Origin of the sequence: Arthrobacter methylotrophus, assembly GCF_039539965.1 — a bacterium.
GTDB classification, from domain to species: domain Bacteria; phylum Actinomycetota; class Actinomycetes; order Actinomycetales; family Micrococcaceae; genus Arthrobacter; species Arthrobacter methylotrophus.
In genome coordinates this window covers 388,173-412,389 of sequence record NZ_BAABED010000001.1, presented here as the reverse complement: position 1 = coordinate 412,389, position 24,217 = coordinate 388,173, and the positions used below count along the sequence as shown (strand labels likewise).

The following is a 24,217-nucleotide window of genomic DNA, read 5'->3' as shown; positions in this document are numbered from 1 at the left end:
AATCTAGTTGGTGAAGCGAACAATGGTGGTCCCATTGGCGTCTACCGGCCCCAGCGAGTAGCCGGACGCCAGCGAGACGTATTTGATGAAACTCCCGATGATTCCGCGGCAGTTTCCCGTACAGACAAGAGCCTTGGAGACATCGGAATTGGTGTTATGGAAGCTATCCGGAAGACTGTTGTTGCCGCTGAACTTCCACCCCGTCACTTTGAATGCAGCGAAGGACACCAGGTGGTAAATAGCGCCGCTTCCCGTGCCGGTGACGGCGTCGAAGACCGGAAGCAGGACGACGACGTCGCGCCCAGCGGTTATGGTGTCGGCCCACTTCTGAAGGGTGGTTGCGCAGTTACCCGGCGAGCTGTTGCCTGGGGTGCTCCCCCCTTCGCTGACGGCGAGATTGATCGTGCCACCGCAGGCGCCGGCATCCTGTGTGATCCAGCCGAATCCTCCGTCTACGGCCGCACCTGAGGGGCCGTAATTGCAGCTGGGGTTGGCGCCGGAGCCGTGATTCTGAAGGAGCTGCGCGGCGCCGCCAATGTACCCCCGCACCTGGCAGATGGAGAACGCCAGGGGGAAAGGAGCGGTACCGGCTGTTGGGCTCCCCCACTGGACACTCGATGTGGTCACAGCGTTTCCCGTACTAACACCCAGCACGCGAGCGAAGAAGAGCGAAACTGCGTTGGGGGCGCCACCCGCCTGCCGGGATCCGGCAGTGACGGTCACTTTCCGGTTGGAAAGGTCCAGGCTGATCGACTTGATGTTGCCCACGCCGTCGTTCGAGTTTTTGTTGGCCAGGTCGGTGGCGATCTGGGACGTGGTGGAGCAATTCGGGTCACTCGTGTTCGCGGCACACTTCTGCGCCACAGCGAGGGCCGCGGCGTCGGACCCGTTCTGCACTTGAGCTTTTTCCGAGTACAGCATTCCGACGTCCACGGCGAGCGCGGCGAAGCCGAGCAACAGGACCAGCGAGAGCGCAACCAGGACAGCGATGGCCCCGCGTTCGCCGTCCTCCCGGGCCATCATCCGCTGCATACCATCACCCCGACTCCTTGCATGGGGAATGGACCGGCCATTCCCGTGAGGGTGCTGAGGGTGTACTTGATAGTGACGGTCATCTGTGCCCCCGAGGTACATGTGGCGGGGCTGAAAGTGAAGTTCGAGTCGGCCAGTCCTGGGTTCAGTGAAACCGCGGCATTCTTTGCCGCTGTTTTGGCCGCCGTTTGGTTATTCGAAATTGCCATCACCCGGACCCCTTCGCGTGCTGCGTTCGAGAGCGACACCTGAACGTTGTAAGCCCTGCCGAACTCCATGATGCCCAGGAGCAGCATCACCAGGAGCGGCGCCAGGATGGCGAACTCGACCGCCACGGCGCCCCGTTCAGATACCCTCGGCATACAGTTGCCTTTCCAAGGAACGGATAGTCCGAAACAAGCGGAGTGGCGGCCGCCTAATTGCCGCCGCCACTCCGAATTTGCTTGATGTGCCCCTTCCTGGGGGCACCGTGGGGCGCGACTGCTAGGGGCAGGCGCCAGTGCCGGCAGTCGCTCCTGCGGCGTAGGTGGTTTTGCCGGACACCGAACACTGGACCTGGGTGAACGTGTCCTTGACGGTCCCACCGAGGGCAGTGACGGCGACGATGATGACGACGGCGATGAGGGCAACCATGATGCCGTATTCGACGGCGGTGGCGCCCTTTTCGTCACGACGGATTCGCGATGCGGCGTTGGAGAAGAAAGCAAACATGTGAAACTCCTGAGCGAGTTGAGGATGTGGGCTGGTCCAGCACCAGCTCACAAGCAAGCTAGCAACGCCCAACTCCCCACGGCGCAATCCTTGGGACATCCTGTGGGAAGACTCGCGATCCTGCGCATTTCTTAGGCCAAAGCTTGGGAAATCCTGCGGTTCCAGCCCGCCTGCCCCCGACCGAAAACGACGCTCGCTCACCTATGACGGCAAAACACGGAACGTTCACTCACCTCAAGTGATCGAGCGTCCGCGGGAAACGCCCCAAAGGTGAGCGAGCGTCGGCGGCGGCGAGCTTCATTCAGAGGGGACACTCCAGCGCAACGAGCCTCCCGCCGTCGGGCACTAACTAACCCCCCACCCCTGCTCCAAACGGAACGCGACGCTCCCTCAGCTTTCGCGGCTACACACGGAACGCTCGCTCACCTCTAGTGAGCGAGCGTCTGGGGGCCACGCCGAACGCGATTCAAAGGTGACATCCTGGCGTTTTCGCAGGCCCAAAGAGTCGAGACCTCACTTCTGGGGGCCAGCCCCGATTTCCCCCGTCCGTCGCTCTGAAAACGCTTGCCGGTAACCTACCAGCACAAGGAGGAAACTAACGCCACAGAAATCACGTCTCATGACACCAAGCACATCTGCAGGCAGGGCCTACCTTTACCTCGCGTTCACGGGTGGCTTGTGGTCCGCTCAATGGCTCCTGTTCTGGGCCACTAACGATGCAACGCCAAAGCCTTCACTCTTCGGGCTAGTGATGCTCGCGGTGATTTCAGTGTTCTGGTTCTTCCTGCCACCGAAACCCTGGTTCCCCGGCCGGAGAAATCGGCATAAGAACTAGAGGACAGACGACTCAAATCAAGCCGCGATCCATCCGTCGACTCGCTTGAAGGCGGGCTCAAATGAGATTGACATTTCACCCCTCGCTCACCTCAAGTGATCGAGCGTCCTCGGGAAACGCCCCAAAGGTGAGCGAGCGTCGGGGGCGGGAGGTTAGCCGGCCGAGTGGTCGGGGGTCACCGTGCCGGCGTCGCCGTCGACCGTGATCAGTTGGCCGCTCTTGAGCCGCTGGGTGGCAACCCCGGTGCCGAGCACGGCGGGAATTCCGTATTCGCGGGCCACGATGGAGCTGTGGCTCAACGGACCGCCGACGTCGGTGACCACGGCGGACGCCATCGCGAACAGCGAAGTCCACGCCGGAGTGGTGATCCGGGCCACCAGCACCTCTCCGGGCGCCATCTGCGCGAAGTCCTGCGGCCCGCTCAGGACACGGGCAGGAGCGCTGGCGCGGCCCGCGCTGGCGCCGACTCCCTTGATGACGTCGCCCTGCTGGTCCGGGGAACCCGCTGGCATCATCGATTCGAAGGTTCGCTTCATCCACCGGCTTTCGGGCAACATTTGAGGAGCCGCGGCTTTGGCCTGGCCTCGCCACAGCATCTTGCGCTCGTTGACGACGTCGGCGCGGACAGGACGCTCGGTCCCGGTGATTGCCACCGGCGCAGGGGCGCCCGGCGCTTCGGGAGCGTCTGGCTCGGCGAGACCGAACTCGACGGCGCTCTGCAGCTCCTGATGGCGCAACCAGAATACGTCGGCGGGCGCGGCGATCACCCCCGAGTGCACCAGCCGCTGCCCGAGTTCCAGCAGCATCCGCCGTATCAGCGGCCAGGCCAGTCCGACGTCGGACAGGGCGTCTTCGCGAACAGGCGCCGCGTTCTGCGCCCACCGGAGCAGCCGGAGGAACACCGCCTTGCGCCTCCGCCCGAGACGGGTGGCCACTCGATCTGTTTGCTCCTTCCGCCGAGCGGCCGCGAGCCGCTGTCGCTCGTACGGATCATTGCCCTGTCCTCGCAGGTAGAACTTCACCTGTTCCAGCTGCGCCGATGGATCGTCGGCCGGCACAGGGCAGACGAAATCCAGGTTATAGACCGCGTGGCCGAAACGGTCGAGGTGGTCCTGGAACCGGGAATGCCATTGCTGCCAAAGCGCCGGGTCCACGAAGCCAGGCGTGGACCCGTTGCGCTGGGACTCGGCGAGCGCCGGCGTCGGCTCATTGAGGATCGCAGCAGCTAACTCCGGTAATGCGCGGACCCAGGCTGCGAGGTCGTACAAGGACTTTTCCGCCCGGATGGGTTCGCTGTCGAAGCCGAGGAGGAACGTTTCGGCCGGAGGATCGCCCGCGCGTCGGATGAGTTTGTCGTAATAGGCACGGAAAGAGATTTCGCTGGTGGCCGCGATCGGAATGACCGACTGCACCGCCGTGTAGTACACGGTGCCGGCGTCCAACAACGTCCGGACGCCCTCCAACAATTCCTGGCCGGAGAGCCGCGAAACGGACCTCGCCGACCAGCCCTGGACAATCCGCGCATAGCGGGGGTGGGAGAATTCCCGCCAACCACTCAGGCCCATGTGCGCCTTGCCTCGGGCCAGCGCGTTAAGGGCAGTTGGCAATTTGCCCATCACCCGCCACATTCCCGAGGTTCGGTAATAGTAGTAGGCATAGCCGTTGATGGTGGGAAGTCCGACGTCGCTCTCCCGGATGACTTTGCTGCCGACGGCTTCTGCCATCAGGGCCTTCAGCGACCTCGTCACCGAGCCGTCAATGAGATCGGCGAACAGCGGGGAGAGCGGGTCCGGCAACTGTTCCACGATGCTCGCGCGGAAGTACATTCCCTTCGGGTAAGGCACCGGCCACGTCTCCGGTGGGTCAGCCGAGGGTTCGGGCAGTGCGGTGATGGGCCGGGATTGGAGCATGAAAAATTCGCGGCCGGACCGCGCCCACTCGATGTCCTGCGGCGCCTTGAAGTACTGCGAAATACGTGTTCCGTAACTGGCAAGTTCGGCGGCAGCAGCATCGTCCAGCACCGGCTGGTGACGAAGGGCCGCGGGCACCGGCTGCTCCACGGTTCCCCCGAGCGCGGTACCCTCGATCGCGGTCCTTTGGCTCGCAGTCCCCTGGCTCGCGTAGACGGTCATGACCGCCTTGTCCGCGGTGCGACGCGAGAGCACACGGCCGGTTCCTGCTTCGACAACCAGATCATCCGTGGTGACGGTTCCGCTGACCACCGACTCCCCGAGGCCCCATGCCGCACTGATCACCGTCTGGTCGCGGCGCCCGTTGGCCGGATTGGCGGTGAACATGACCCCGGCGGCTTCGGCCTCGACCATCTGTTGGATCACGACGGCGAGACGCACCGAATCCGGCGCGATGCCTTCACGCGCCCGGTAGGCCAAGGCGCGCCCCGTCCACAAGGAAGACCAGCAATCGATGACGGCCGCAGCCAGCGCTTCCGCCCCGCGGACATTAAGGTAGCTCTCCTGTTGCCCGGCGAAGCTGGCCGAGGCGAGGTCCTCGGCCGTCGCGGAGGAACGGACCGCGACGGCGGTGTCGCCTAGGCGACCGTAGGCGGCGCCGAGCTCGGCCGCGACGTCTGGCGGCATGGTGCCGGCGGTGAACAGTGCCCGGATTGCGTTCGAGGCGTCCTCGTAGTCCTGCGGTGCCGCCTGCGGCGAGAGGGTCGCCAGCTCCTGGATCCGCGGCTGGATCCCGTTGGCATCCACGAAAGCCCCATAGGCGGCAGTGGTCAGTACAAATCCCGGTGGCACAGGCAGCCCGGCCCGGACAAGGTTGCCCAGTCCAGCGCCTTTGCCGCCGGCTACGGCGATGTCGCCCGGTTGCACGTCGCCGAAGTTGTAGACGTAGCTCATGACCGACGCTCCTCGCTGTGGAGATGCGGTGCCTTCATCGAGGCCGTTTCACAACATACTGTCACGCCTCTCCTCGGGAGGCGATGGCTGCCTACTTCGCATCCAGCGTGCGTTCGACGGCGGCCTGTTCGCAGGCTTGGAGGATGCGGATGAACTCGTCCATCGGTTTCCCGGCGCAGCGCACACGTAAAGAATTCGGACTCCTCAGCAGCCTGGTGCACTAACCTTGCTCGCGGATTCCTTCAGCGCATACGAGAGAAAATCGTGCATGGCGGTTTTGAGGGTGCCGATGTTGCCGCGAAGGGTCCGCGCATTACGTGCTGCCACTGGCATGTCGCCGTCAAGGATGTTTTGTTCAAGGCCGTTGCAGGTTTCCGCTATCGAGCGTGCACCGACCATGTGGGCGTTGACTTTGAGGCTGAGGACGGCGTCCATGGCGTCCTCGGTGTCATTGCTGACGGTGGCGGAGAGGATGCGTTCTACCCGCATCTGGAGCATGTCCAGGAAGGTCAGTGCGTATCGCCTGGGAATGGTGGTGCATTGCAGCTGGTCTGCGAGGTCGAGCAGGGCGTCGGGCTGGAAGTCTTCCCGCCGTGGTGTGGCTGCCATGGTCTGTTCCAGTTCGAAGTTCGTGTCCAGTTGACGTGGTGGTGGGTGCTTGTAAGCGTCAGCTCCCGTTGTTTGTCGCGGTCCGGACCTGGGTGCGGTCGACGTTGGTGCTGATGGTGAGGGCCGGATCGTAGTTGTTGGGGGTCACATTTCCGTTGGTTTCGACCCTGGCTCGAAGTCTGAGGCCTGTTCCGGGGGTTGCCGGGGCGGGGCCGGGGGTGGTTTCGGAGTCGGGGCCGAATTTTGTTGCCAGGACCTGCTCCACTGTTCCTCCCGGGCACGTTCCGCTGGGTTCGTCCCATCCGATGCTGCAGGATTCAACAATGAATCTCACGCTGGCCTGGGCCACCGTACTGGTGACGTAGCTTGCCGCCGTGATGGGCAGGTTTCCCGTGTTCCCGACCGTGAAGAACTGGGGTGTGAACGAAGGGCTCGAGGGGTGGCCGTAGTTCCGGAATGTAAGTTTCAGTGGGACGGGGCTGGGGGCGTAGGTAGCGGCAGAGTCCGGCGTTACGACGGCTCCCCACTTACCGCTGCCCACGGCCTGCTGCGACCCGGTGGAGGTGGTGGCTATGGTGGCGCCCTGGGCTGGTGTAGACGTGCACGCCAGCAGGACCGCGGCCGCGATGGCGGCAGCAGCCCTGCTGGTGTAGTGGTGCACGTTCACTCGTTCTTAGCTTCCGACGACCGTGGAGGTGCGCTGGGTTTCGCCGAAGGTCCAGGTCAGCGCCGAGGCCAGGCCCTGGATGGGGCTGGCGGGAAGGACTCCGTTGACCGTGGTTTCGTTCTGGTCCGGCAGGGCCAGGGAGATCTGGAGGTTCAGGGTGGAACTTGCTGCGACCGTGCCGGCGATCAGCGTGGAGGGCGTCGCTGTGAGGGAGCTGAGGGGCACGCCCGTCGCCAGCACGGTGGTGGTGGCACCGGTTCCGGTGCAGGCGCCGGCACCGGTGGTGGTCCAGGTGCCGGAGCACTGGGTGACGGTGACGTGGAGTCCCTTGGTGGCGTCGGTGGTGAGCTTGCTCGGGGTGCCGTCTGCGACCGCCAGGGTCAGGGCCTTGGCGTCCATGGTGTCGCCCTGCGTGAGGTTGACGTAGCGGTTCACGATGTCGCCGGGAGCCAGGTTGGAGACCGACTGGCCGAACCCGGCTCCGTTGTTTGCCATGGTCAGGCTCAGGGTGCCGGAAGTAGCGTTCTGGGCGGTGGTGTTGGAGGCGGTGGCGTTCAGGGCTGCGAACACGCCGCCGCCGGTGATTGCCAGGCCGGCAGCTGCCACGGCGCAGGCGGCGAACACGGCCGGGGTGGGGCGGCGGGTGGAGCGGGCGGCGCGGTGGGCTTTGATTTCAGACATGGCAGATCCTTTATGAGAGGTGGTGCGGGATGGGTTTTTAAAGAGCGTGGACGGCACGACGGCGGCCGGAGTGGCCCGATGTGTGGCGTTCCGATGAGGCAGGGCTGCTTCGGAGGATCCACCAGACAGCGGATCCGGTGACCGTCAGGCCGAACAAGGCCGTTAGGAGGGCCCGTTGGAGCGGACTTTCGATCCACAGCAGGGCGCTTCCTACCGAGGGAACGACGGCGACGACCACCGGCACCTGAGTCTGGTCCAGGACAGCCTGCCAGTGGTCAGGGGCCGGGTTGGCATCGCCCTTGGTGGTGAGGATCGGTTTAGACGAGGTGCCGGCAATAGCGGTGATGCGGTGGGCGAACGGGACGCTTTCACCCGGAGGCGTAAAGACGGCGATCTGGCCCGGACGGAGGCTGCTCACGTCGGCCGGTGCCGTAATGAGCAGGTCCCCGGGAGCGTAGGCCGGGCGCATGCTGCCAGTCAGGACCGGGGAGAATCCGATGTGCAGCAGCGGGGCTACGACACCGACCGCAAGGAAGGCCATTGCCGCGAGCGTCGCGGCCGTCGTCGCGATCATGCGGAGCACCCGGCGTGCGGAGATACGTTGGCGGGTCCTCGCCCCCAGGCGGGGACCCGTGCCAGAGCTAAGAGAGCTGTCCATGGGGACGTTTCCGTTTCGTTTGAGACCGTGTAGCGGAACAAGATCTACTTTGCTGGCCCGGCATTAAGAAAACTTAAAGATACAACTAATGTTTGCCGAGGAATTTTCTTCCGGATTTAGCCGAATCTTGAGCAAAACTTTGGGAAATCCAAAGCTAAAGCTGGCACGCGTTGGTTGGCCGCCAAAACAGGGCTTTAGTCCTTTACGACGACCTTGCCGATCATTCCCATGTAATCGTGCAGGGCGCAGATGTAGTCGTAGACCCTGCCTTCGTAAATGTCACGGTGAAGGTGGTGTTCGGGGTCATGAAGCCGGAATTGAGCTGCCCGCCCGTGTAGTTCTGTGGATCACCGAGCGGCGGGAAGAAGTTGGCGGGTTCGTCGCCGAAGGTCACTGTCTGCGGAGCGGCCATGCCATTGTTTACGAAGCTCACGCTTTCGCCCACGTGGATAACGACTTTCGGCTCGATGAAGCGCATGACCATGGCTACGCCGTCATCGGTCCCGGCAATGACAGTGTGGTCATCGGACTGGTCCCGGGTTCTTCGGCAGGAAGGACATTCCCTGGCTGGCCTGGTCCGACGACTCGGAACCGACTCATTCCTTGGGAAATCTGTGCTGACCGGCTGTAATCCAGCCTGGAAATTTTGAGGCGCCGGAGACCATGGCGTCGTTTGACGATGACTCGGTTTCCTTGAACTTCCCTATGAACCTCAGCTCGCAGCTGCTGCCCATCCCCCGCATATGGTGCGGCGCCGCGACATTGGGGCCATGCAGAATCTCCCTTGCTCGCAGGGATAGCGTCCGGTTCCGCGGGCAAAGCGCCCCCCATAACGGAACCGAAAGGACACGGCAAAGCCGCTCCATGTGAAGGCGAGTGATCTATGTCCCAGCGTGCTCCCACAACGTTCTTTTGTCGAGACATCGAATCCGGCCACAGGCGACGCTCCTCGTAGTCCCTCCCCAGGTCAGGCGGCGGTCCACGATGTCATGCAGAAGCGACGGCTGAGGACGGGCTGCGGAAACCCGCAGCCCGTCCTCAGCGGCAATGGAGTGGTGAAGTCAGACAGTGAAGCTTGCGTCATCTGCCAGGTTGACGTCCTTGGTTTCCGGCCCCATCGTGGCACCGATCCATACGAGCACGCCCGCGAGGCAGATCAGGGAGGCCACGGCGAACCTGTCCGGCATGATGTTCCCCAGGCCTTTGATGTAGAACTCGTAGAACGCCGGCAGGATGACTGCCAGGCTGTAGCCGACACCGTAGCCGCTAGCCCGGATGCTGGATGGGAACCGTTCGCTCAGGTAGGCACCCACCGGGGCGAAGACACACAGACTGGTCACCTGCACCAGGACCGCCAGCACTGCGGTCAGCATGATGTTGCTGTTGCCCACTGTCATGGCAAGGACATACATCGCCGGGGCAACGAGGGTGATCAACAGGGCGTACCAGCGGTAGAACGTGCGTCGGCCGATCTTCTGCGAGATGAAACCGGAAGCGATGAAACAGCCGGCCGTGATCAGTGGTGCGATGGACATGATGAGGCTGACGGTCTGGTCAGGAATATGCGCGTCGGATTTGAGTCTGCCTGTCAGCACCGCGTTGCTCAAATTGCTTAGGATCCACATCCCTGTCATCAGGATGAAGATCTGGATGAGGCTTCGGCGGTGAACACCCTTGAAGAGCACCTTGAAGGGGTTCTCGGCCTTTTCCGCGGTTTCGAAGCCGGGGGTGTCGTGGACGTTGTTCCGGTAGTACAGGAACAAGGCGAAGGCAAGGATTGCTCCGCCGATGAACGGGATGCGCCAGCCCCACACCGCGTACGGGGAATCGGGACCAGCTGCCGGGATGAACGACAGGAGGCCGAAGGTGAGCAGCGCGAGGGTCACGTTGGCGATTGATGCCATGGACGTGATCATGCCGCTGAGGGGGCCGCGACGCTCCTTCGCGGCCCATTCCATAGCCAGCGGTATCGCTACGGAATACTCACCGCCCAGGAAGAAGCCTCCGATGAAGCGAAGGACGATCAGTGCCCACAAACCAAAGTGGCCCATCGTCTGGAAGCCAGGGAGCAGCGCCATCAGCAGGGTGGCCACACCGAATCCGCCAATGGCGATCAGCGTGGTCAGCCGACGGCCCGTCTTATCGGCGAAGTGCCCGAAAATTGCAGCGCCCAGGGGGCGGGCAACGAGGGTCGAGATGAAGATCAGCGAGCTGAAAAGCGCAACGTTCTCCGCAGATGTGCCGGCTCCATTGAAGTAGCTCATCGCGGGTGCCAGCGTAATGATCGGCAGGAAGATATCGAACTGGTCGACGTAGTAGCCGAAAATGCCTCCGCGGAGTGCGCCGCGGCGCTTGCTAGCTTGTTCTTGATCCTTCGACTTCATCGTCGCAGATGGAATTGTTGTCATGGGGGTTACTTTCTTGGATAGGCCGCTGGCGGGATGTGGGAGACTCGCCAATGGCGCCCGCAAGTGCGCCGGTCTTGGCTACGCCTGGTCGAGATTGATCAAAGTCGAGGTGAGAACCTGTACGCCTGAGCCAAGGTGCTCCTTGTCTGTCCATTCGTCCGGGCAGTGGCTTCGGCCGCCCCTGGAGGGGATGAAGATCATGCCCATGGAGCCAAGATGAGCCATGTGGGCAGCGTCGTGGCCGGCGCCGCTGGGCACCGCCGCCCAGCTGAGCCCCAGTGAATCGGCGGCCCGGGCAACGGTGTCCTGCATCGACTGGGATGCGGGGACAGGGTCTTGGTCGTTGAGCAGGTCTATGGCCACTTCCACGCCGCGTTTGGCCGCGTCTTCGGCAATTTGGTCGGCGATCCGGCGTCGTGCGCCGCTCAGCCAGCTTGGATCGATGCTCCGGATTTCAGCCCAGATCGTGGACGAATCGGGAACGACGTTGAAGGCGCCTTGGCCCGTGGCAATTTTGCCCGTGGTGGTGACGCCGTGGATCGGCGCTCCGCAGCCGACACGTTCGACCGTGAGGATCGCTTCGGCAGCGGCGATGAGGGCGTCTGCGCGCTGGTCCATGGGAGTGGTACCCGCGTGGTCTGCCCGGCCGGTAAACACGGCCATGAGCCGCTCGATGCCGGCGATCGACGTAACGACGCCGATCTCGGTCCCGGCGTTCTCAAGCATGGGCCCCTGTTCGACGTGGAGTTCTATGTAGGACTTCACGTCGCTCGGTTTCCAGGCCATGGCGACGGCGGCAGCCGGGTCGAGCCCGAATTTGGCCATTGCCGCCGCCATGGAAACACCGTCGGCATCTTGCCGTTCGAGATGCGTCGGGTCCAACACACCCGCGATCGCCCTGGATCCGATGCAGCTGACACCAAAGGGATTGGCTTCCTCGCCCAGGAAGTCCACGACGATAAGGTCGCTGGTGAGCCGGGTACCCGACTCTTGAAGCATGCGGGCAGCCTCAATGGCGCCCATGACTCCGACAATGCCGTCGAAGCGGCCACCGGAATGGACGGTGTCGGTGTGTGAACCGGTCATGATCGCCGGGGCATTCGGGTTCTTCCCTGCGAGGCGGCCGACTATGTTGCCTGCGGCATCGATGGAGGCCTCCAGCCCGGCGTCGCGCATCCGCTGCAGCGTCCAGTCACGGGAGGCCTTGTAAGGCTCGGAAAAAACCTCTCGGGACCAGCCCGGGCTTCGGTCATCGACGATGGAGGAGAGCTCCATGATATCGGCCCACATCCGGTCACTGTCCGGCACCAAAACGTCGATCTTGGGTTGTGTCATTTCTCTTCCAATTCTGTTCAGTAAGTTGCAGGGCCGGTTGGGCGATCGACCGGGTTACCAGCCTTCTTCGGTCATCCAGGCACCGCTGCCGGCATCGGATTCCAGCCTTGGGCCCAACTCGGCCGCGGCTGAGCGCACCTGCTCCACGACGTCATCGAGCCTTTGTCCCTGGATGGAGCTCTGGCGACCGGCCACTGACAGGGCGCAAATGCAGTGTCCGTGGCGAAACACCGGAGCAGCCACCCCCACCATGAAGGGATCAACTTCCCCTTCGCTGACCGCATAGCCGTTGGACCGGATAGTCGGCAGGATCTGCCCCAGACGCTCCGACGAAGGCGTCAGGGCGGTGAATCTGCGCATGGAGCCCGTACGCACGGATGCAATGACGTCCGGAGGGGCATACGCAAGCAGTGCGGTGGCACTTGCCCCTGCATACAGCGGACGGACCGATCCCCGGTAGAAGGACAGCATGCTGGTTCGGCCTGCTGGCAGCCGTTCCAGACACAGGGCGGCCGCCTGCACCCGGACGGTGAGGATGACTGTCTCGTTCGTAAGCTGCCGCAATCTCGTCATGGTCGATGCTGCCATCTCCACGATGTGCTGCTTTTGGGTTTGTTCATCCCGGCTGGAAATCCTCAGGCCGGCAGAGTAAACGCCGTCAATATCGTAGAGAAAATCGGATTCCTTGAGCAGCTTCACGTAGCGGTAGGCCGTCGACACAGGTATGTCCAAAGCGGAAGCGATGTCGTCCACACGCATGGGGCCCGACCGGGTCACTTCGGAGAGTATTTCCAAGCCACGCTGCAGGGAGCTGAGACTCATTGACTCACCTTCCGGTCACTGCTGCCGGACCAGTCAGGACGGAGTGCCGACAACCTGGCCCCGTCCTGCCTCTCCGAGCAGTTCATTGCCATCCCAAACGACGGTACCTCGAGAGATGGTCATCGTCACCCTCCCGCTGGTCTTCATGCCCTGGTACGGGGTCCAGCCCGCGTTCGAGTACATGTCAGCTGCATCGATGTCCCATCCGGATGCGGGATCGAAGACGGCAAAGTCAGCGTCATAGCCGACGGCGACGCGTCCCTTGCTCGCGCCGACGCCGAAGCGTAGAGCGGGTGCCTCGGTAAGGCTGCGGACGGCCGCGTTGAAGTCGTCCTGGCCGCGGCCCAGGGCACCGGAGAGAGTGACAGCCATTGAGGTCTGAACACCCGGTGCGCCCGAGTGATTGGCGAATATTCCCTCATGGTCCTTGTACTTCGCGGGCCACGGTGCATGGTCCGAGGAGACGACGTCGATCGATCCTGACGCGATGCGCTCCCACATGCCGTTGCGGTCCGATTCCTTGCGCAGCGGGGGGTTGATCTTAAGACGGCCACGCTGTGCATCATGGTCGTTTTCAGTGAAGGTCAAGTAATGGGGACACGTCTCGAGGGTGACATCCAGCCCCTGGTTCTTGTACCACTCGACCAAGTCCACAGAGCGGGGCAAACTCAGGTGGCACAGGTGCAGGCGCGCGTTCTGTTCATGAGCCACCTCGAGTGCCGTGAGGACGCCAAGGGTTTCACTGACCGGGGGCCGGCTCCGAACGTGGGCCTTCGGATCGAAGGGGTTCAGCTCCCGCTCCGCGGCCAGCATCGCCTGGACAATTTCGTTGTTCTCGGCGTGCACGGCAACGGTACGCTCTGCCCCAGCGGTTGCGGCCATGACGTTACGCAATTCGGCATCCGAGATGCGCGGAAAGCGGTCTTTGTCGGTGTCAAAGAGCGAGACCTTGAAGCCGACCGCCCCTGCTTCGGCCAAGGCTTCAGCGGAACGCCAGCCGCCGTCAGGTGCCAGCGTCCCCATGAGGGCGACGTCCACGAATGCTTCGCTCTCGGCCAACTCACGCTTTGCGTTGAGGCGGTCCGTGGAGTTGATTGGACCTTTGAGGTCGAAAGGCATTTCAACGATCGTCGTGACTCCACCGGCTGCGGCCGAGCGGGTGGAGGCAGCGATTCCCTCGCCCGGGTGTGACAGCGAATGGACGTGGGCATCCACCATGCCGGGGAGGACATAGCCTTCCTTGGCGTCGATCCACCGGGACGCCTCCACCTGAGTTCCGGTGTCAACGATGGCGTGGATACGTCCATTGAGGACATGGACGTCTTTCCGGACCCAGCCCTGCCCCTCCTGCACCCGCCCAGTGAGGACCAAGTCGATACGTGATTCATTCATGAATTCAGAATGAACAAAAAGAAGAATAGTGAGAATTGTATTCCCGTAGATTGAGAATCGGCCCTTGGCCGCGTCGCCGGAAGGAGCGCGACCGCGAATGGCCGTTGGGCCACGGCCGCAGACGAGCGCCAGTCAGTGCAGACGGCGCTCCCAGCCGGCCGGCACCCGCCCGGCCGGCCCAGGGACGGGCTGGCTGAGCGGGTGGTGGTTGGGCGGGGCCAGCATCGGGCCTTCGTAGTATTCTTCGGTGGCATAGTTCCAAAACCACTCTTCGCCCGGTTCGAAGGACTGGACAAACGGGTGGCCGGTGGCGGAAGCGTGCGCGCTGGCATGTTGGGAGGGCGAGGAGTCACAGCAGCCGATGTGTCCGCACTGGGCGCAACGGCGCAGGTGGAACCACCACCCGCCCTGCTCCTCACAGTCGGTGCAGCCCGTGCCGCTCGGCACCACGGAAAGATCGATCCCTGACGGATAACTCATCTGAGTGCCTCCTCTTCGCGAACGTCCCCCGGTGAGGACGCGCCCTTCGCATGATAGATGAACAGGTGATCCAAGTTGAGGCCCCGCGGACGTCTTGAAGATCCCCGGCCCCGATGGGAAACTGACCGTCGGGGTTCCCAGCGACCCGGCGGAGGAGACATGAACACGGCAGGTTCAGGGGCATGGCCGTATCTGCCCATCGCCCAGTGGCAGGACACGCGCGACACCCTACAATTATTCACCCAGATTGTCGGAAAAGTGAGCCTGACCAACGCACCGCTGGTCAACCATTGGTGGAACTGTGCACTCCGTGTGACAGCCCGTGGACTCTCCACCACGCTGATGCCGCACCCGGGGGTCAAAGGTTCCAGATCGACTTCGACTTTCAAGCGCACCGCCTTGAGATTGTGACCACGTCCGGCACAGTGCGGTCATTCGGGCTGATCGCTCTCTCCGTTGCGGATTTCTATACCAGCCTGCTGCGCTGCTTGGACGAACTGGGACTGGCCACGGAATTCTGGCCCGTTCCAGTGGAGATCGCCGGTGCGGTTCCCTTCGCCGAAGACCGGACGCATGCCAGCTATAACGCCGGGGAGGTCCGCCGTTTCTGGCTCACCCTGATCGAGGCCGACCGTGTTTTCACGATGTTCCGAGGACGTTTCCTGGGCAAGGCCAGCCCGGTCCACCTGTTCTGGGGAGCGCTGGATCTGGCGGTGAGCCGCTTCTCCGGCCGCCCCGCTCCGCCGCACCCCGGTGGTGCGCCGAACTGCGGACCCCGCGTGATGCTCGAGGCGTACTCCCATGAGGTGTGCAGCGCCGGCTACTGGCCCGGAGGCGATCCCGAGGGCATCTTTTACTCGTACGTCTACCCCGAGCCGGAAGGATACCGGGAGTTTCCGATCAGGCCCGCCGGCGCCTATTTCAGCGCGGAACTGGGCGAATTCGTGCTGCCTTACCCGCTGGTGCGGACCGCAGCGGATCCCGACTCGGTGCTCCTGGAGTTCCTGCAGAGCACCTACGAGGCCGCCGCAAGCTGCGCACACTGGAACCGCCGAGCCCTTGAACGCCTGAACTGACATCGAACGCGAATGCTGCGGGTCCGGTGGGCGCCGTCGCAGAGCTCTGCCTGCCCTGGCCCTGTTTGTCTGTGACTTTGTCTACGACGGTTTTTGTCTACGACGATGCTCCTGTAGTCGTCAAACCGGACTTCGAGCGGGGTTGGGTGATTCTGTCAACTATTTCTGGCCCGGCTGGACGGCTGTAAACGGCCCCGCTATGTGGCTGACCGGAGCCGAAGGTTCTTTCTCGCCGTCTTGTTGGGTTGCTACCTGCGACGTGGATCAATCGGGGTGTGGAGCTGGTCCGCCCTAGGAATCCCCTGAAATATGTCCATGGATGGATCGTAAGGGCCACGGCTGGGGCAGGAACAGGGCTTGGCACGCTATGTGGACAAAGAAGGCGCCCCGCCACGGTTCAAACCGTGGCGGGGCGCCGGTTCAGCGTCCGGGGTTCCCCGGCGCCGGACTACTTCTTCAGGTCGAAGCGGTCGTTGTCCATGACCTTGGCCCACGCTTTGGCGAAGTCCGCGGCGAACGTCTCCTGCGCGTCGTCCGAGGCGTAGACCTCGGCGAGGGCGCGGAGCTCGGAGTTGGAGCCGAACACCAGGTCCGCGCGGCTGCCGATCCAGCGGCCGTCGGTGGTGGTGTAGGTCTTCTCTTCTGCGTCCGGGGTCCACTCGAGGCCAAGCTCCAGGAGGTTGACGAAGAAGTCGTTGCTCAGCGTGCCCGGGCGTTCGGTGAAGACGCCCTGGTTGGAGCCGTCCCAGTTGTTGCCCAGGACGCGCAGTCCGCCGATGAGGACGGTCATTTCCGGGGCGGAAACGTTCAGCAGGTTCGCGCGGTCGATCAGCAGGTACTCGCTGGGAAGCTTCAGGAAGCCGCTGTCGTAGTTGCGGAAACCGTCGGCAACGGGCTCCAGCCAGGCGAACTGCTCCGGGCTGGTCTGCTCCTGGGTGGCGTCAACCCGGCCGGGGGTGAACGGAACCGTGATGTCGTGGCCGGCAGCCAGGGCTGCCTGCTCCACACCCACGCCACCGGCGAGGACGACGACGTCGGCGAACGAGACTTTGATCTCGGAGGAAGCGTTGAAATCGGCGGCGATGTCCTCGAGCCTGGCGATGACCGGCTTCAGTTTCTCCGGCTGGTTCACGGACCAGTTCACCTGGGGTTCCAGGCGGATCCGGCCACCGTTGGCGCCGCCGCGCTTGTCGGATCCGCGGAATGAAGCAGCTGCCTTCCAGGCTGTGGAGACCAGGTCCTCGACGGACAGGCCGGAAGCGGCGATCTTCTCCTTGAGGACGGCGATCCCGGCCTCACCGATGGTCTGCACAGGTGCCGCGGGCAGTGGATCCTGCCAGACCAGGTCCTCGACCGGAACCTCCTTGCCGAGGTAGCGAGCCTTCGGGCCCATGTCACGGTGGGTCAGCTTGAACCAGGCGCGGCCGAAGGCGTCTTCCAGGGCGCCAAGGTCGTCCTTGAAGCGGCGGGAGATAGCCTCGTAGGCCGGGTCGGCCCGCAGGGCCAGGTCGCTGGTGAGCATGCGGGGTTCGCGGGTGCCGGAGCCGGCGTGTGCTTCCTGAACCAGGCCCGCGCCGCCATTGTCCTTCGGACGCCACTGCTTGGCGCCGGCAGGGGACTCCATGAGTTCCCACTCGTAGGCAAAGAGGATGTGGAAGAATTCGTTGTCCCAGCGGGTCGGGTGGTAGGTCCAGGTGACCTCCAGGCCCGAGCTGACGGTGTCAGCGCCGTGGCCGGTGCCGTAGCCGTTCTTCCAGCCCAGACCCTGCAACTCCAGGGGAGCGGCCTCGGGATCCGGACCGATCTTGTCATCCGAGTGGGCGCCGTGGGTCTTGCCGAAGGTGTGGCCGCCGGCGATCAGCGCCACGGTCTCTTCGTCGTTCATGCCCATGCGCATAAACGTTTCGCGGATGTCGCGGGCGGAGGCCAGCGGGTCCGGGTTGCCGTTGGGGCCTTCCGGGTTGACGTAGATCAGGCCCATCTGGACTGCGGCCAGCGGCGCCTGGAGCTCGCGGTCGCCGGTGTAGCGCTCGTCGTCGAGCCAGACCTTCTCCGGGCCCCAGTAGACGTCGTCGTCTGCTTCCCAGACGTCCGGGCGGCCGCCGGCGAAGCCGAAGGTCTTGAAGCCCATGGTCTCCATGGCAACGTTTCCTGCCAGGATCATCAGGTCGGCCCAGGAGATGGACTGGCCGTACTTCTTCTTGATCGGCCACAGCAGGCGGCGGGCCTTGTCCAGGCTGACGTTATCCGGCCAGGAGTTCAGTGGTGCGAAGCGCTGCTGACCGGCGCCGGCGCCGCCGCGGCCGTCGTGGGAGCGGTAGGTGCCGGCGGAATGCCAGGCCATGCGCACGAGGAACGGACCGTAGTGGCCAAAGTCGGCTGGCCACCAGTCGTATGACTTGGTCATGGTCTCGGCCAGGTCCGCCTTCACGGCGTCCAGGTCCAGCTCGTTGAAGGCCTGGGTGTAGTCGAAGCCGGAGCCGAGCGGGTTCGCTACCGCCGGGTTCTTCGCCAGGATCTTCAGGTTTAGCTTGTTGGGCCACCACTCGTTGTTCGGGGCGCCCTTGGTGGGGTGTGCGCGGCCGCCGTGCGCTACGGGGCACGTGGCAATGGTGCTCTCAGACACAGTTTTCCTTCCGGGTTATGGGTTTACAGGGAATCCAGCCGCGGGCAGTTGCTCCGGCTGAAGTTCTTTGGCCTGGCAGTCCTGGCAGATGCCCTGGTACAGGACGTCTGCGATCTGGATTGTCATGGGCTTGGAATGTTCGTCCCAATGCGGGGTGAGGCAGGGGGCGTGGCCCACGGCGCAGTCCACATCTTCGACCCGGCCGCAGCTGATGCACACGGCGTGGTGGTGGTTGTCGCCCACGCGGGTTTCGTACAGGGCGGGGGAGTGTGGGGGTTCGAAGCGGCGCAGCATCTGCAGGTCCGTCAGGTCGCTGAGCACCACATAAACAGACTGCGCCGTCAGTTCAGGGAGTTCCACGCGGGCGGCGGCAAGGATGCCTTCCGCCGGGGAATGCGGGTGATGTTCGACGGCGGCGAGGACTGCCAGCCGCTGCTTGGTCACGCGGCGGCCATGGGAATGCAGGGCCGCGGCCCACGCTTCCTGCTCTGCCGTGTGATCTGTCATGCATTCAGTGAACCGCTTATTATGAGCAGATCGCAATAAGGCGATGCTAACTTCGGTCACCGTACGTGCAATTGCGGGCGTCCTGGATGCGCGGTGCGCACTGACGGCGCCCGCCGGTGGCTAGCTAGGGAAGAGTTGGTTCCAAGGGGACGGTTCCGTTGATGGTTGCGATGTAGATGGCCATGAAGGCGTATCCGAGAACGTAGATCAGCGTATAGGGCCACCTCGTTTTGGCTTGAGCATCGGGAGGAAGAGCCCTGCGTCCGTCGTTGCTGGCCCGAAGGTCGGGTGCGCCGGAGGGCCGTGATCATCGCCGAGGTTCCCAGCCCTCGGTATTTTGCCCGGAGGTTGTCCGGGGATGAAACGAGAAGTCCCTTGATCTGATTGATGGCTGCGGTGCGGGCTTTAACTGCAGAGGTCCGCCCGGCCCGCATGATTTGCAGGCATTCAACTGGCCCGTCTTTGGCCTTGGGGATCGATTTGGTCCGGCCGTCAAGTACCGATTGGGCGGCTTGGTAGGCATCCAGCGGATCGGATTTGTCCTTCAGCCGGCGCGCGGCCCGGTTTGGGCGGTTCACCTCCAGCACACAAAGACCCTCACCGCGCAGGGTTCTGGCGATTTCGGCCCGTAGGATCCTGTTCCTTCGACCCCTAAGGCGGTCACCGTCCCGTGGCTGGTGATGAACTCCAGGATCTTCCGGTATCCGGAGCCCACCGCCAGGAACTCTTTGTCCGCGAGGGGTTTGCCGTAATAGCGTGCCGCGCCGCTGACACCCGCCCGGGGCGTGGCTCGACAGAGGCATGCAAACACTTCAAGTCAGGGTGCCCGCCACGGGGGATTCATCACCGACATCGGCGAAAGGAACCCCGGAAGTGATCGTTATCGGCATCGACCCGCATAAATCCTCCATCACCGCCTCAGCCATCGACTCCTCGGGCTGTCAGCTCGCGGTGCGGCGTTTCGTGGTCAACGCAGGCACTGCCAAGCAACTGCTGGGCTGGGCGGCGCAATGGCCCGAACGCAGATTCGCTATCGAGGGTGCCAACGGCCTCGGTCGACAAATTGCCCAGATCCTTGTGGCCGGCGGAGAGTCCGTTGTGGATGTTCCCTCGACACTGGCCATGAAGGTCCGAGTCCTTTCCACCGGCGGTGGCCGCAAGGGTGACCCGGCCGATGCGTTCGCCGTTGCCGTCACTGCACTCCGACAGGAGAATCTGCCCGCGGTAAATGCAGAAGACCAGAGTACGATTCTGCGCCTGCTGGCCGAACGCCGCGAAGACCTGGGCCACGAACGGGCCCGGCTGCTCAACCGGCTGCACCGGCTTCTGCGCGAGCTTATCCCTGGATGTGTTGAGCCCGGCCTCAGTGCCGACAAGGCCGCCGCCGCGTTGCGTACCATCCGGCCCGCAACAGCCACCGATGCACTCAGACGCGAGCTCGCCCGGGAACTGCTGGCCGATCTACGGCGTATCGATGCCGGTATCAAGAACAACGAGGCACAAACTCGCGACGCTCTGGTCGCGTCGGCCACCACCCTGCAGGAGATCCCAGGAGTCGGTGTCGTCCTGGCGGCAAAACTACTCGGCCACGGCGGCGACATCACCAGATTCCCCAGCGCCTCACACTTCGCCAGCTACACCGGAACAGCACCCTTGGACGCCTCCAGCGGTCAACAAAACCGTCACAGACTCAACACCGGAGGCAACCGGCAGCTCAACTCCGTGCTGCACACCATGGCCGTGTGCCAAAGCCGTGACCCGGGACCAGGCCGGGAGTACTACCTGAAGAAAACCGCCGAAGGAAAGACACCCCGCGAAGCACGTAGGGCACTCAAGCGACGCCTCTCCAATGTCCTCTACCGGCGGATCCTGCACGACCACCACCAAGCCCAAAAGCCGGCTGCTTGACACACAGAGGCGCTATGAAGTCATGTCCGCCTGGCTCAACACCCCTTTGACGGACCTCGAGCCGGCGGACAGATCACAGGGAAGACAGCACCGGCAGCGACGTCAGTTTTCAAGCGGGTCGCGCCGGCTCAAGACCCTTTCCAGTATTACCGACTTTTGTGGCCAAAATGAGGCCGACCAGGAAGGGGTATTTAACCCAGCTGAGTGGTAACTTCCGATCATGGACCGACGACGGCGGCTGTGGCTAGCGGCAGGGCTCGCAGTTCTGCTTGCGGTCGTTGTAGTCCTTGCTGCGATCGTCGCCGGGTCCGGGCCCTCGCCCTCCAGCAACCCCGCGAGCGCCTCCGCGGGCAGCAAGTCCTCCACCCCGACCCACACCCCGCCACCTGCGGCGGCGCCGGCCCCGCCCACCATCCCGGAGCTTCCCGCAAGCGACATGAACATCCTGGTGATCGGCAGCGACAGCCGCGGAAACGCGAAGGAACAGAACAACCAGACCGTGACAAGCGGACAGCCGAAGGACCAACGCTCTGATTGCCTGATGCTGATCCACGTTCCCGCAGACAGGAAAAAGATCTACGGCATCTCCATCATGCGCGACAATTGGGTCAACATCCCCGGCTTCGGCGCATCAAAAGTCAACGCTGCCCTCGGCCTGGGCGGCATTCCCTTGGTGGTCAAAACCGTTGAATCGCTGCTCGGCACGCACGTGGACCATACGGTCATGCTCGACTTCAACGGCTTCAAGACCCTCACGGATGGCCTCGGCGGAATCGACGTCAATGTCACACTGCCCTTCACTGCCAGCTTTGAAACCCATCACGTCTTCGTCGCCGGAGTGAACCATTTGGACGGCCAAGCGGCCCTCGAGTTCGTCCGCGAGCGCTACTCGTTCGTGGATGGCGACTTCCAACGCGTCCGCAACCAGCAAACGTTCCTCCGCGCCCTGCTGGTCAAGCTCTCTGGCGCCCTCCAGACTCCCGCTGGTGTCCTCAGCCTGGTCAACTTCGCGGTCAATGACCTCATTGTGGACCAAGGATTCGATCCGGCCAGCGTCGCCATGCTGGCCTACGCACTCCGCACCGTGGATCCCGGCGCCTCCGTCTTCTTCACCCTCCCGACCGCAGGGACCGGCACTTCCCCGGACGGGCAATCGATCGTGGTGCCGGATTACGCCGGCATCGGGCAAGTGGCCGCAGCGCTGCGGGACGGCACCCTGCCGCAATATGCGGCAGCGCACGGATACTAAACAAAGGCGCACGGCTACCCCCGCAGCGAACGCGGGCACCGGCGTCGGGCAGGCTCTATATATTGAGAACATGACCCATACTCCCGGTTCCGCCCAGCCGTCCCACGCGAAGGGCCCCACTGCCCCCGTCGCCAAAAAGGTGCCCAGCACCCGTGAGCACCACGGCGATGTTTTCGTGGACAATTACGAATGGCTACGGGACAAGGAGTCCTCCGAGGTCATCAAGCATTTGAAGGCCGAAAACGCCTACCAAGAGGCCGTTACCGCGCACCAGGAACCGCTGCGCGAGGCCATCTTCCAGGAAATCAAGGGCCGTACCCAGGAGACGGACCTCTCGGTCCCCAGCCGCAAGGACCACTGGTGGTACTACACCCGCACCGTCGAGGGCAAGGAGTACGGGATCCATTGCCGTGTCCGGGCTGCAAACTCGGGCGATGCGGTGGCGGACTGGACCCCGCCCGTGGTGGAAGCCGGCGTCGAACTCCCCGGCGAAGAAGTCCTGCTGGACGGCAATACCGAGGCGGAAGGCAAGCCGTTCTTCTCCATTGGCGGCACTGCCGTGACGGTCGACGGCAACCTCTATGCCTACGCTGTGGACAACTCCGGCGAGGAACGCTTCACCCTCCGCATCAAGGACCTGCGGACAGGCGAACTGCTGCCCGACGTCATCGAGAACATCTTCTACGGCGTGGCCTTCTCCCCCGACGGCACCCGGATCTTCTACACCGTGGTGGACGACGCCTGGCGGCCTTACCAGGTGAAGTCGCACGTCCTGGGAACGCCCGTCAGCGAGGACCAGGTGATCTACCAGGAGGACGACGTCGCCATGTGGCTCGGGTTCGAGCTCTCCTCCGACCGGCGGTACCTCGTGCTAAGCATCGGCTGCTCGGAGTTCAGCGAGACGCGCCTGCTGCGCTTCGACGAGGTCGATGCCGGTCTGTCCACCGTGATTTCCCGCGACGAACACATTCTCTACGAGGCCGAGCCGTTCCTCATGGACGGCGCCGATGGACAAAAGACCGAGACCATCCTCCTGACGCACAACAAGGACGCCATCAACTCGATGGTTTCCATCGCGGACCCGGCCGAATTCGCCAAGCCGCTGGCCGAGCAGCGCTGGCGCACCGTCGTCGAGCATTCCGACGCCGTTCGCGTCAACGGTGCCGGCGTTACCTCGACGCATCTGGTGGTGGCGGTACGGCAGGACACGATCGAGCGCGTGCAGGTGCTGCCGCTCGCTGGATTGGGAACCGCGGCGCAGGGCCCGGCTGTTGAGCCTGCCTTCGACGAGGAGCTGTACACGGCAGGGGTGGCGGGTTCCGACTATGAGGCCCCGGTGATCCGGATCGGCTACACGTCCTTCTTCACGCCGTCGCGGGTGTACGACTTTGTGCTGCCCACCGCCGCACTGCCGCAAGGCGAACTGCTGCTGCGGAAAGAAAGCCCGGTACTGGGCGGGTACACCGCCTCGGACTACGTGGCCACCCGGGAATGGGCGACGGCGGCCGACGGCACCCGGGTGCCCTTGTCCGTGCTCCGGCACGTTTACGTGAAGCAGGATTCAAGCGCTGCGGGCCTGGTGTATGGCTATGGCTCCTACGAGGTCAGCATGGATCCGGGTTTCGGCGTGGCGCGCCTGTCCCTCTTGGACCGCGGAATCGTCATGGTGATCGCCCACATCCGCGGCGGCGGCGAGCTCGGCCGGCGCTGGTATGACGACGGGAAGAAGCTCAACAAGAAAAACACCTTCACGGACTTCATCGCGGCAACGGACTGGCTGGCGTCCTCCGGCTGGGCGGCGCCGGATCGGATTGCCGCTATGGGCGGCTCCGCAGGCGGCCTGCTGATGGGTGCCGTGGCGAACCTCGCACCGGAGAAATACGCGGCGATCGTGGCCGCCGTGCCGTTCGTCGACGCGCTGAACACCATCCTGGACCCGGATCTGCCGCTCTCGGCTCTTGAATGGGAGGAATGGGGAAACCCCATCACCGATCCCGAGGTGTACCACTACATGAAGTCCTACACCCCTTACGAGAACATCCGCGCCGCCGCCTACCCCCGGATCGCCGCTGTCACGTCCTTCAACGACACACGCGTGCTCTACGTGGAGCCCGCCAAGTGGGTCCAGGTGCTCCGTTCGGAGACCACAGGGACAGCGCCGATCGTGATGAAGATCGAAATGGACGGTGGACACGGCGGAGCTTCGGGGCGCTACGTTCAGTGGCGCGAGCGTGCTTGGGACTACGCCTTCGTCGCGGATGCACTCGGCGCCGTCGAACTGCTGCCCGGTGCGGGGCTCAAGTAGCGTTCTCGATAGTAAGCTCTCCCATGGGAGCCGAATCGAACAGTAGGAGCGT

Annotated in this window: 25 protein-coding genes; 7 read left to right on the top strand and 18 right to left on the bottom strand. The window is 63.7% G+C overall.

What is annotated here, in order from left to right; translation table 11 throughout:
* Positions 1–3 precede the first annotated feature (3 nt).
* From ABD884_RS02085 to ABD884_RS02075, 3 genes are all read right to left on the bottom strand, one after another.
* Positions 4–1,032, bottom strand: a complete 1,029-nt coding sequence (locus ABD884_RS02085; RefSeq protein ID WP_345035177.1) for a pilus assembly protein TadG-related protein — start codon at positions 1,030–1,032, stop codon at positions 4–6.
* Positions 1,020–1,394 (bottom strand): TadE/TadG family type IV pilus assembly protein, encoded by a 375-nt coding sequence (locus ABD884_RS02080; RefSeq protein WP_345035174.1) that lies wholly within the window; start codon positions 1,392–1,394, stop codon positions 1,020–1,022. Before ABD884_RS02080 ends, ABD884_RS02085 begins: the two co-directional genes overlap by 13 nt.
* Before the next feature lie 121 nt (positions 1,395–1,515).
* Positions 1,516–1,743, bottom strand: coding sequence for a Flp family type IVb pilin (locus tag ABD884_RS02075; protein ID WP_345035171.1), 228 nt, complete (start codon positions 1,741–1,743; stop codon positions 1,516–1,518).
* Between the two features lie 619 nt (positions 1,744–2,362).
* Between ABD884_RS02075 and ABD884_RS02070 the strand changes: the two genes are divergently transcribed.
* Entirely contained in the window at positions 2,363–2,578 is a 216-nt protein-coding gene (locus ABD884_RS02070; protein WP_345035169.1) for a hypothetical protein, read from the top strand.
* A 152-nt stretch (positions 2,579–2,730) separates the two neighbouring features.
* Here ABD884_RS02070 and ABD884_RS02065 read toward each other — a convergent pair whose 3' ends face one another.
* From ABD884_RS02065 to ABD884_RS02040, 6 genes are all read right to left on the bottom strand, one after another.
* Positions 2,731–5,442, bottom strand: coding sequence for a PEP/pyruvate-binding domain-containing protein (locus ABD884_RS02065; RefSeq protein ID WP_345035166.1), 2,712 nt, complete (start codon positions 5,440–5,442; stop codon positions 2,731–2,733).
* A gap of 204 nt (positions 5,443–5,646) precedes the next feature.
* Positions 5,647–6,051, bottom strand: a complete 405-nt coding sequence (locus ABD884_RS02060) for an Hpt domain-containing protein (protein ID WP_345035161.1) — start codon at positions 6,049–6,051, stop codon at positions 5,647–5,649.
* A gap of 58 nt (positions 6,052–6,109) precedes the next feature.
* Positions 6,110–6,712, bottom strand: coding sequence for a hypothetical protein (locus ABD884_RS02055; protein WP_345035155.1), 603 nt, complete (start codon positions 6,710–6,712; stop codon positions 6,110–6,112).
* A gap of 12 nt (positions 6,713–6,724) precedes the next feature.
* Positions 6,725–7,399, bottom strand: a complete 675-nt coding sequence (locus ABD884_RS02050) for a TasA family protein (protein WP_345035151.1) — start codon at positions 7,397–7,399, stop codon at positions 6,725–6,727.
* A gap of 37 nt (positions 7,400–7,436) precedes the next feature.
* A complete protein-coding gene (locus tag ABD884_RS02045) occupies positions 7,437–8,057 on the bottom strand; it encodes a signal peptidase I (protein ID WP_345035143.1) in 621 nt (206 codons plus the stop codon).
* A 220-nt stretch (positions 8,058–8,277) separates the two neighbouring features.
* Positions 8,278–8,490: a hypothetical protein gene (locus ABD884_RS02040; protein ID WP_345035139.1), complete on the bottom strand. Its 213-nt coding sequence runs from the start codon at positions 8,488–8,490 to the stop codon at positions 8,278–8,280.
* A gap of 12 nt (positions 8,491–8,502) precedes the next feature.
* On the opposite strand from ABD884_RS02040, the gene ABD884_RS02035 reads away from it, so the two are divergent.
* Complete coding sequence (locus ABD884_RS02035; protein ID WP_345035136.1) at positions 8,503–8,688, top strand: hypothetical protein; 186 nt, start codon at positions 8,503–8,505, stop codon at positions 8,686–8,688.
* 430 nt (positions 8,689–9,118) lie between these two features.
* On the opposite strand, the gene ABD884_RS02030 is transcribed toward ABD884_RS02035, so the two are convergent.
* The 5 genes from ABD884_RS02030 to ABD884_RS02010 all read right to left on the bottom strand — a co-directional run bounded on the left by ABD884_RS02030 (position 9,119) and on the right by ABD884_RS02010 (position 14,494).
* Positions 9,119–10,465: an MFS transporter gene (locus tag ABD884_RS02030; RefSeq protein WP_345035134.1), complete on the bottom strand. Its 1,347-nt coding sequence runs from the start codon at positions 10,463–10,465 to the stop codon at positions 9,119–9,121.
* A gap of 78 nt (positions 10,466–10,543) precedes the next feature.
* Positions 10,544–11,800 carry an N-carbamyl-l-glutamate amidohydrolase ErtE gene (locus ABD884_RS02025; protein ID WP_345035129.1) on the bottom strand — a complete coding sequence of 419 codons (1,257 nt, stop codon included), beginning with the start codon at positions 11,798–11,800 and terminating at the stop codon, positions 10,544–10,546.
* A 54-nt stretch (positions 11,801–11,854) separates the two neighbouring features.
* Complete coding sequence (locus ABD884_RS02020; RefSeq protein ID WP_345035124.1) at positions 11,855–12,622, bottom strand: IclR family transcriptional regulator; 768 nt, start codon at positions 12,620–12,622, stop codon at positions 11,855–11,857.
* A 33-nt stretch (positions 12,623–12,655) separates the two neighbouring features.
* Positions 12,656–14,014: a dihydroorotase gene (locus tag ABD884_RS02015; protein ID WP_345035117.1), complete on the bottom strand. Its 1,359-nt coding sequence runs from the start codon at positions 14,012–14,014 to the stop codon at positions 12,656–12,658.
* 132 nt (positions 14,015–14,146) lie between these two features.
* Entirely contained in the window at positions 14,147–14,494 is a 348-nt protein-coding gene (locus ABD884_RS02010) for a UBP-type zinc finger domain-containing protein (RefSeq protein WP_345035106.1), read from the bottom strand.
* Between the two features lie 159 nt (positions 14,495–14,653).
* On the opposite strand from ABD884_RS02010, the gene ABD884_RS02005 reads away from it, so the two are divergent.
* Together ABD884_RS02005 and ABD884_RS02000 are read left to right on the top strand one after the other, a co-directional pair.
* Positions 14,654–14,905, top strand: coding sequence for a DUF5996 family protein (locus ABD884_RS02005; RefSeq protein ID WP_345035103.1), 252 nt, complete (start codon positions 14,654–14,656; stop codon positions 14,903–14,905).
* The gene (locus tag ABD884_RS02000) at positions 14,902–15,570 is read left to right on the top strand and encodes a DUF5996 family protein (RefSeq protein ID WP_345035095.1); all 669 of its coding nucleotides are present in this window, start codon (positions 14,902–14,904) and stop codon (positions 15,568–15,570) included. Before ABD884_RS02005 ends, ABD884_RS02000 begins: the two co-directional genes overlap by 4 nt.
* A 448-nt stretch (positions 15,571–16,018) precedes the next feature.
* Here ABD884_RS02000 and katG read toward each other — a convergent pair whose 3' ends face one another.
* The 4 genes from katG to ABD884_RS01980 are packed head-to-tail and all read right to left on the bottom strand — an operon-like array spanning position 16,019 to position 19,514.
* Complete coding sequence (gene katG / locus ABD884_RS01995; protein WP_345035092.1) at positions 16,019–18,196, bottom strand: catalase/peroxidase HPI; 2,178 nt, start codon at positions 18,194–18,196, stop codon at positions 16,019–16,021.
* 15 nt (positions 18,197–18,211) lie between these two features.
* Positions 18,212–18,703: a Fur family transcriptional regulator gene (locus ABD884_RS01990; protein WP_345035085.1), complete on the bottom strand. Its 492-nt coding sequence runs from the start codon at positions 18,701–18,703 to the stop codon at positions 18,212–18,214.
* A 56-nt stretch (positions 18,704–18,759) separates the two neighbouring features.
* A complete protein-coding gene (locus ABD884_RS01985) occupies positions 18,760–19,290 on the bottom strand; it encodes a hypothetical protein (RefSeq protein WP_345035079.1) in 531 nt (176 codons plus the stop codon).
* The gene (locus ABD884_RS01980) at positions 19,278–19,514 is read right to left on the bottom strand and encodes a hypothetical protein (protein WP_345035077.1); all 237 of its coding nucleotides are present in this window, start codon (positions 19,512–19,514) and stop codon (positions 19,278–19,280) included. The genes ABD884_RS01985 and ABD884_RS01980 overlap by 13 nt, the downstream gene beginning before the upstream one ends.
* Between ABD884_RS01980 and ABD884_RS01975 the strand changes: the two genes are divergently transcribed.
* The 3 genes from ABD884_RS01975 to ABD884_RS01965 all read left to right on the top strand — a co-directional run bounded on the left by ABD884_RS01975 (position 19,505) and on the right by ABD884_RS01965 (position 24,165).
* Positions 19,505–20,611, top strand: coding sequence for an IS110 family RNA-guided transposase (locus ABD884_RS01975; protein WP_345035075.1), 1,107 nt, complete (start codon positions 19,505–19,507; stop codon positions 20,609–20,611). The genes ABD884_RS01980 and ABD884_RS01975 overlap by 10 nt on opposite strands.
* A 220-nt stretch (positions 20,612–20,831) precedes the next feature.
* Positions 20,832–21,860, top strand: coding sequence for an LCP family protein (locus ABD884_RS01970; RefSeq protein ID WP_345035070.1), 1,029 nt, complete (start codon positions 20,832–20,834; stop codon positions 21,858–21,860).
* A 70-nt stretch (positions 21,861–21,930) separates the two neighbouring features.
* Complete coding sequence (locus tag ABD884_RS01965; RefSeq protein WP_345035064.1) at positions 21,931–24,165, top strand: S9 family peptidase; 2,235 nt, start codon at positions 21,931–21,933, stop codon at positions 24,163–24,165.
* Positions 24,166–24,217: the final 52 nt, after the last annotated feature.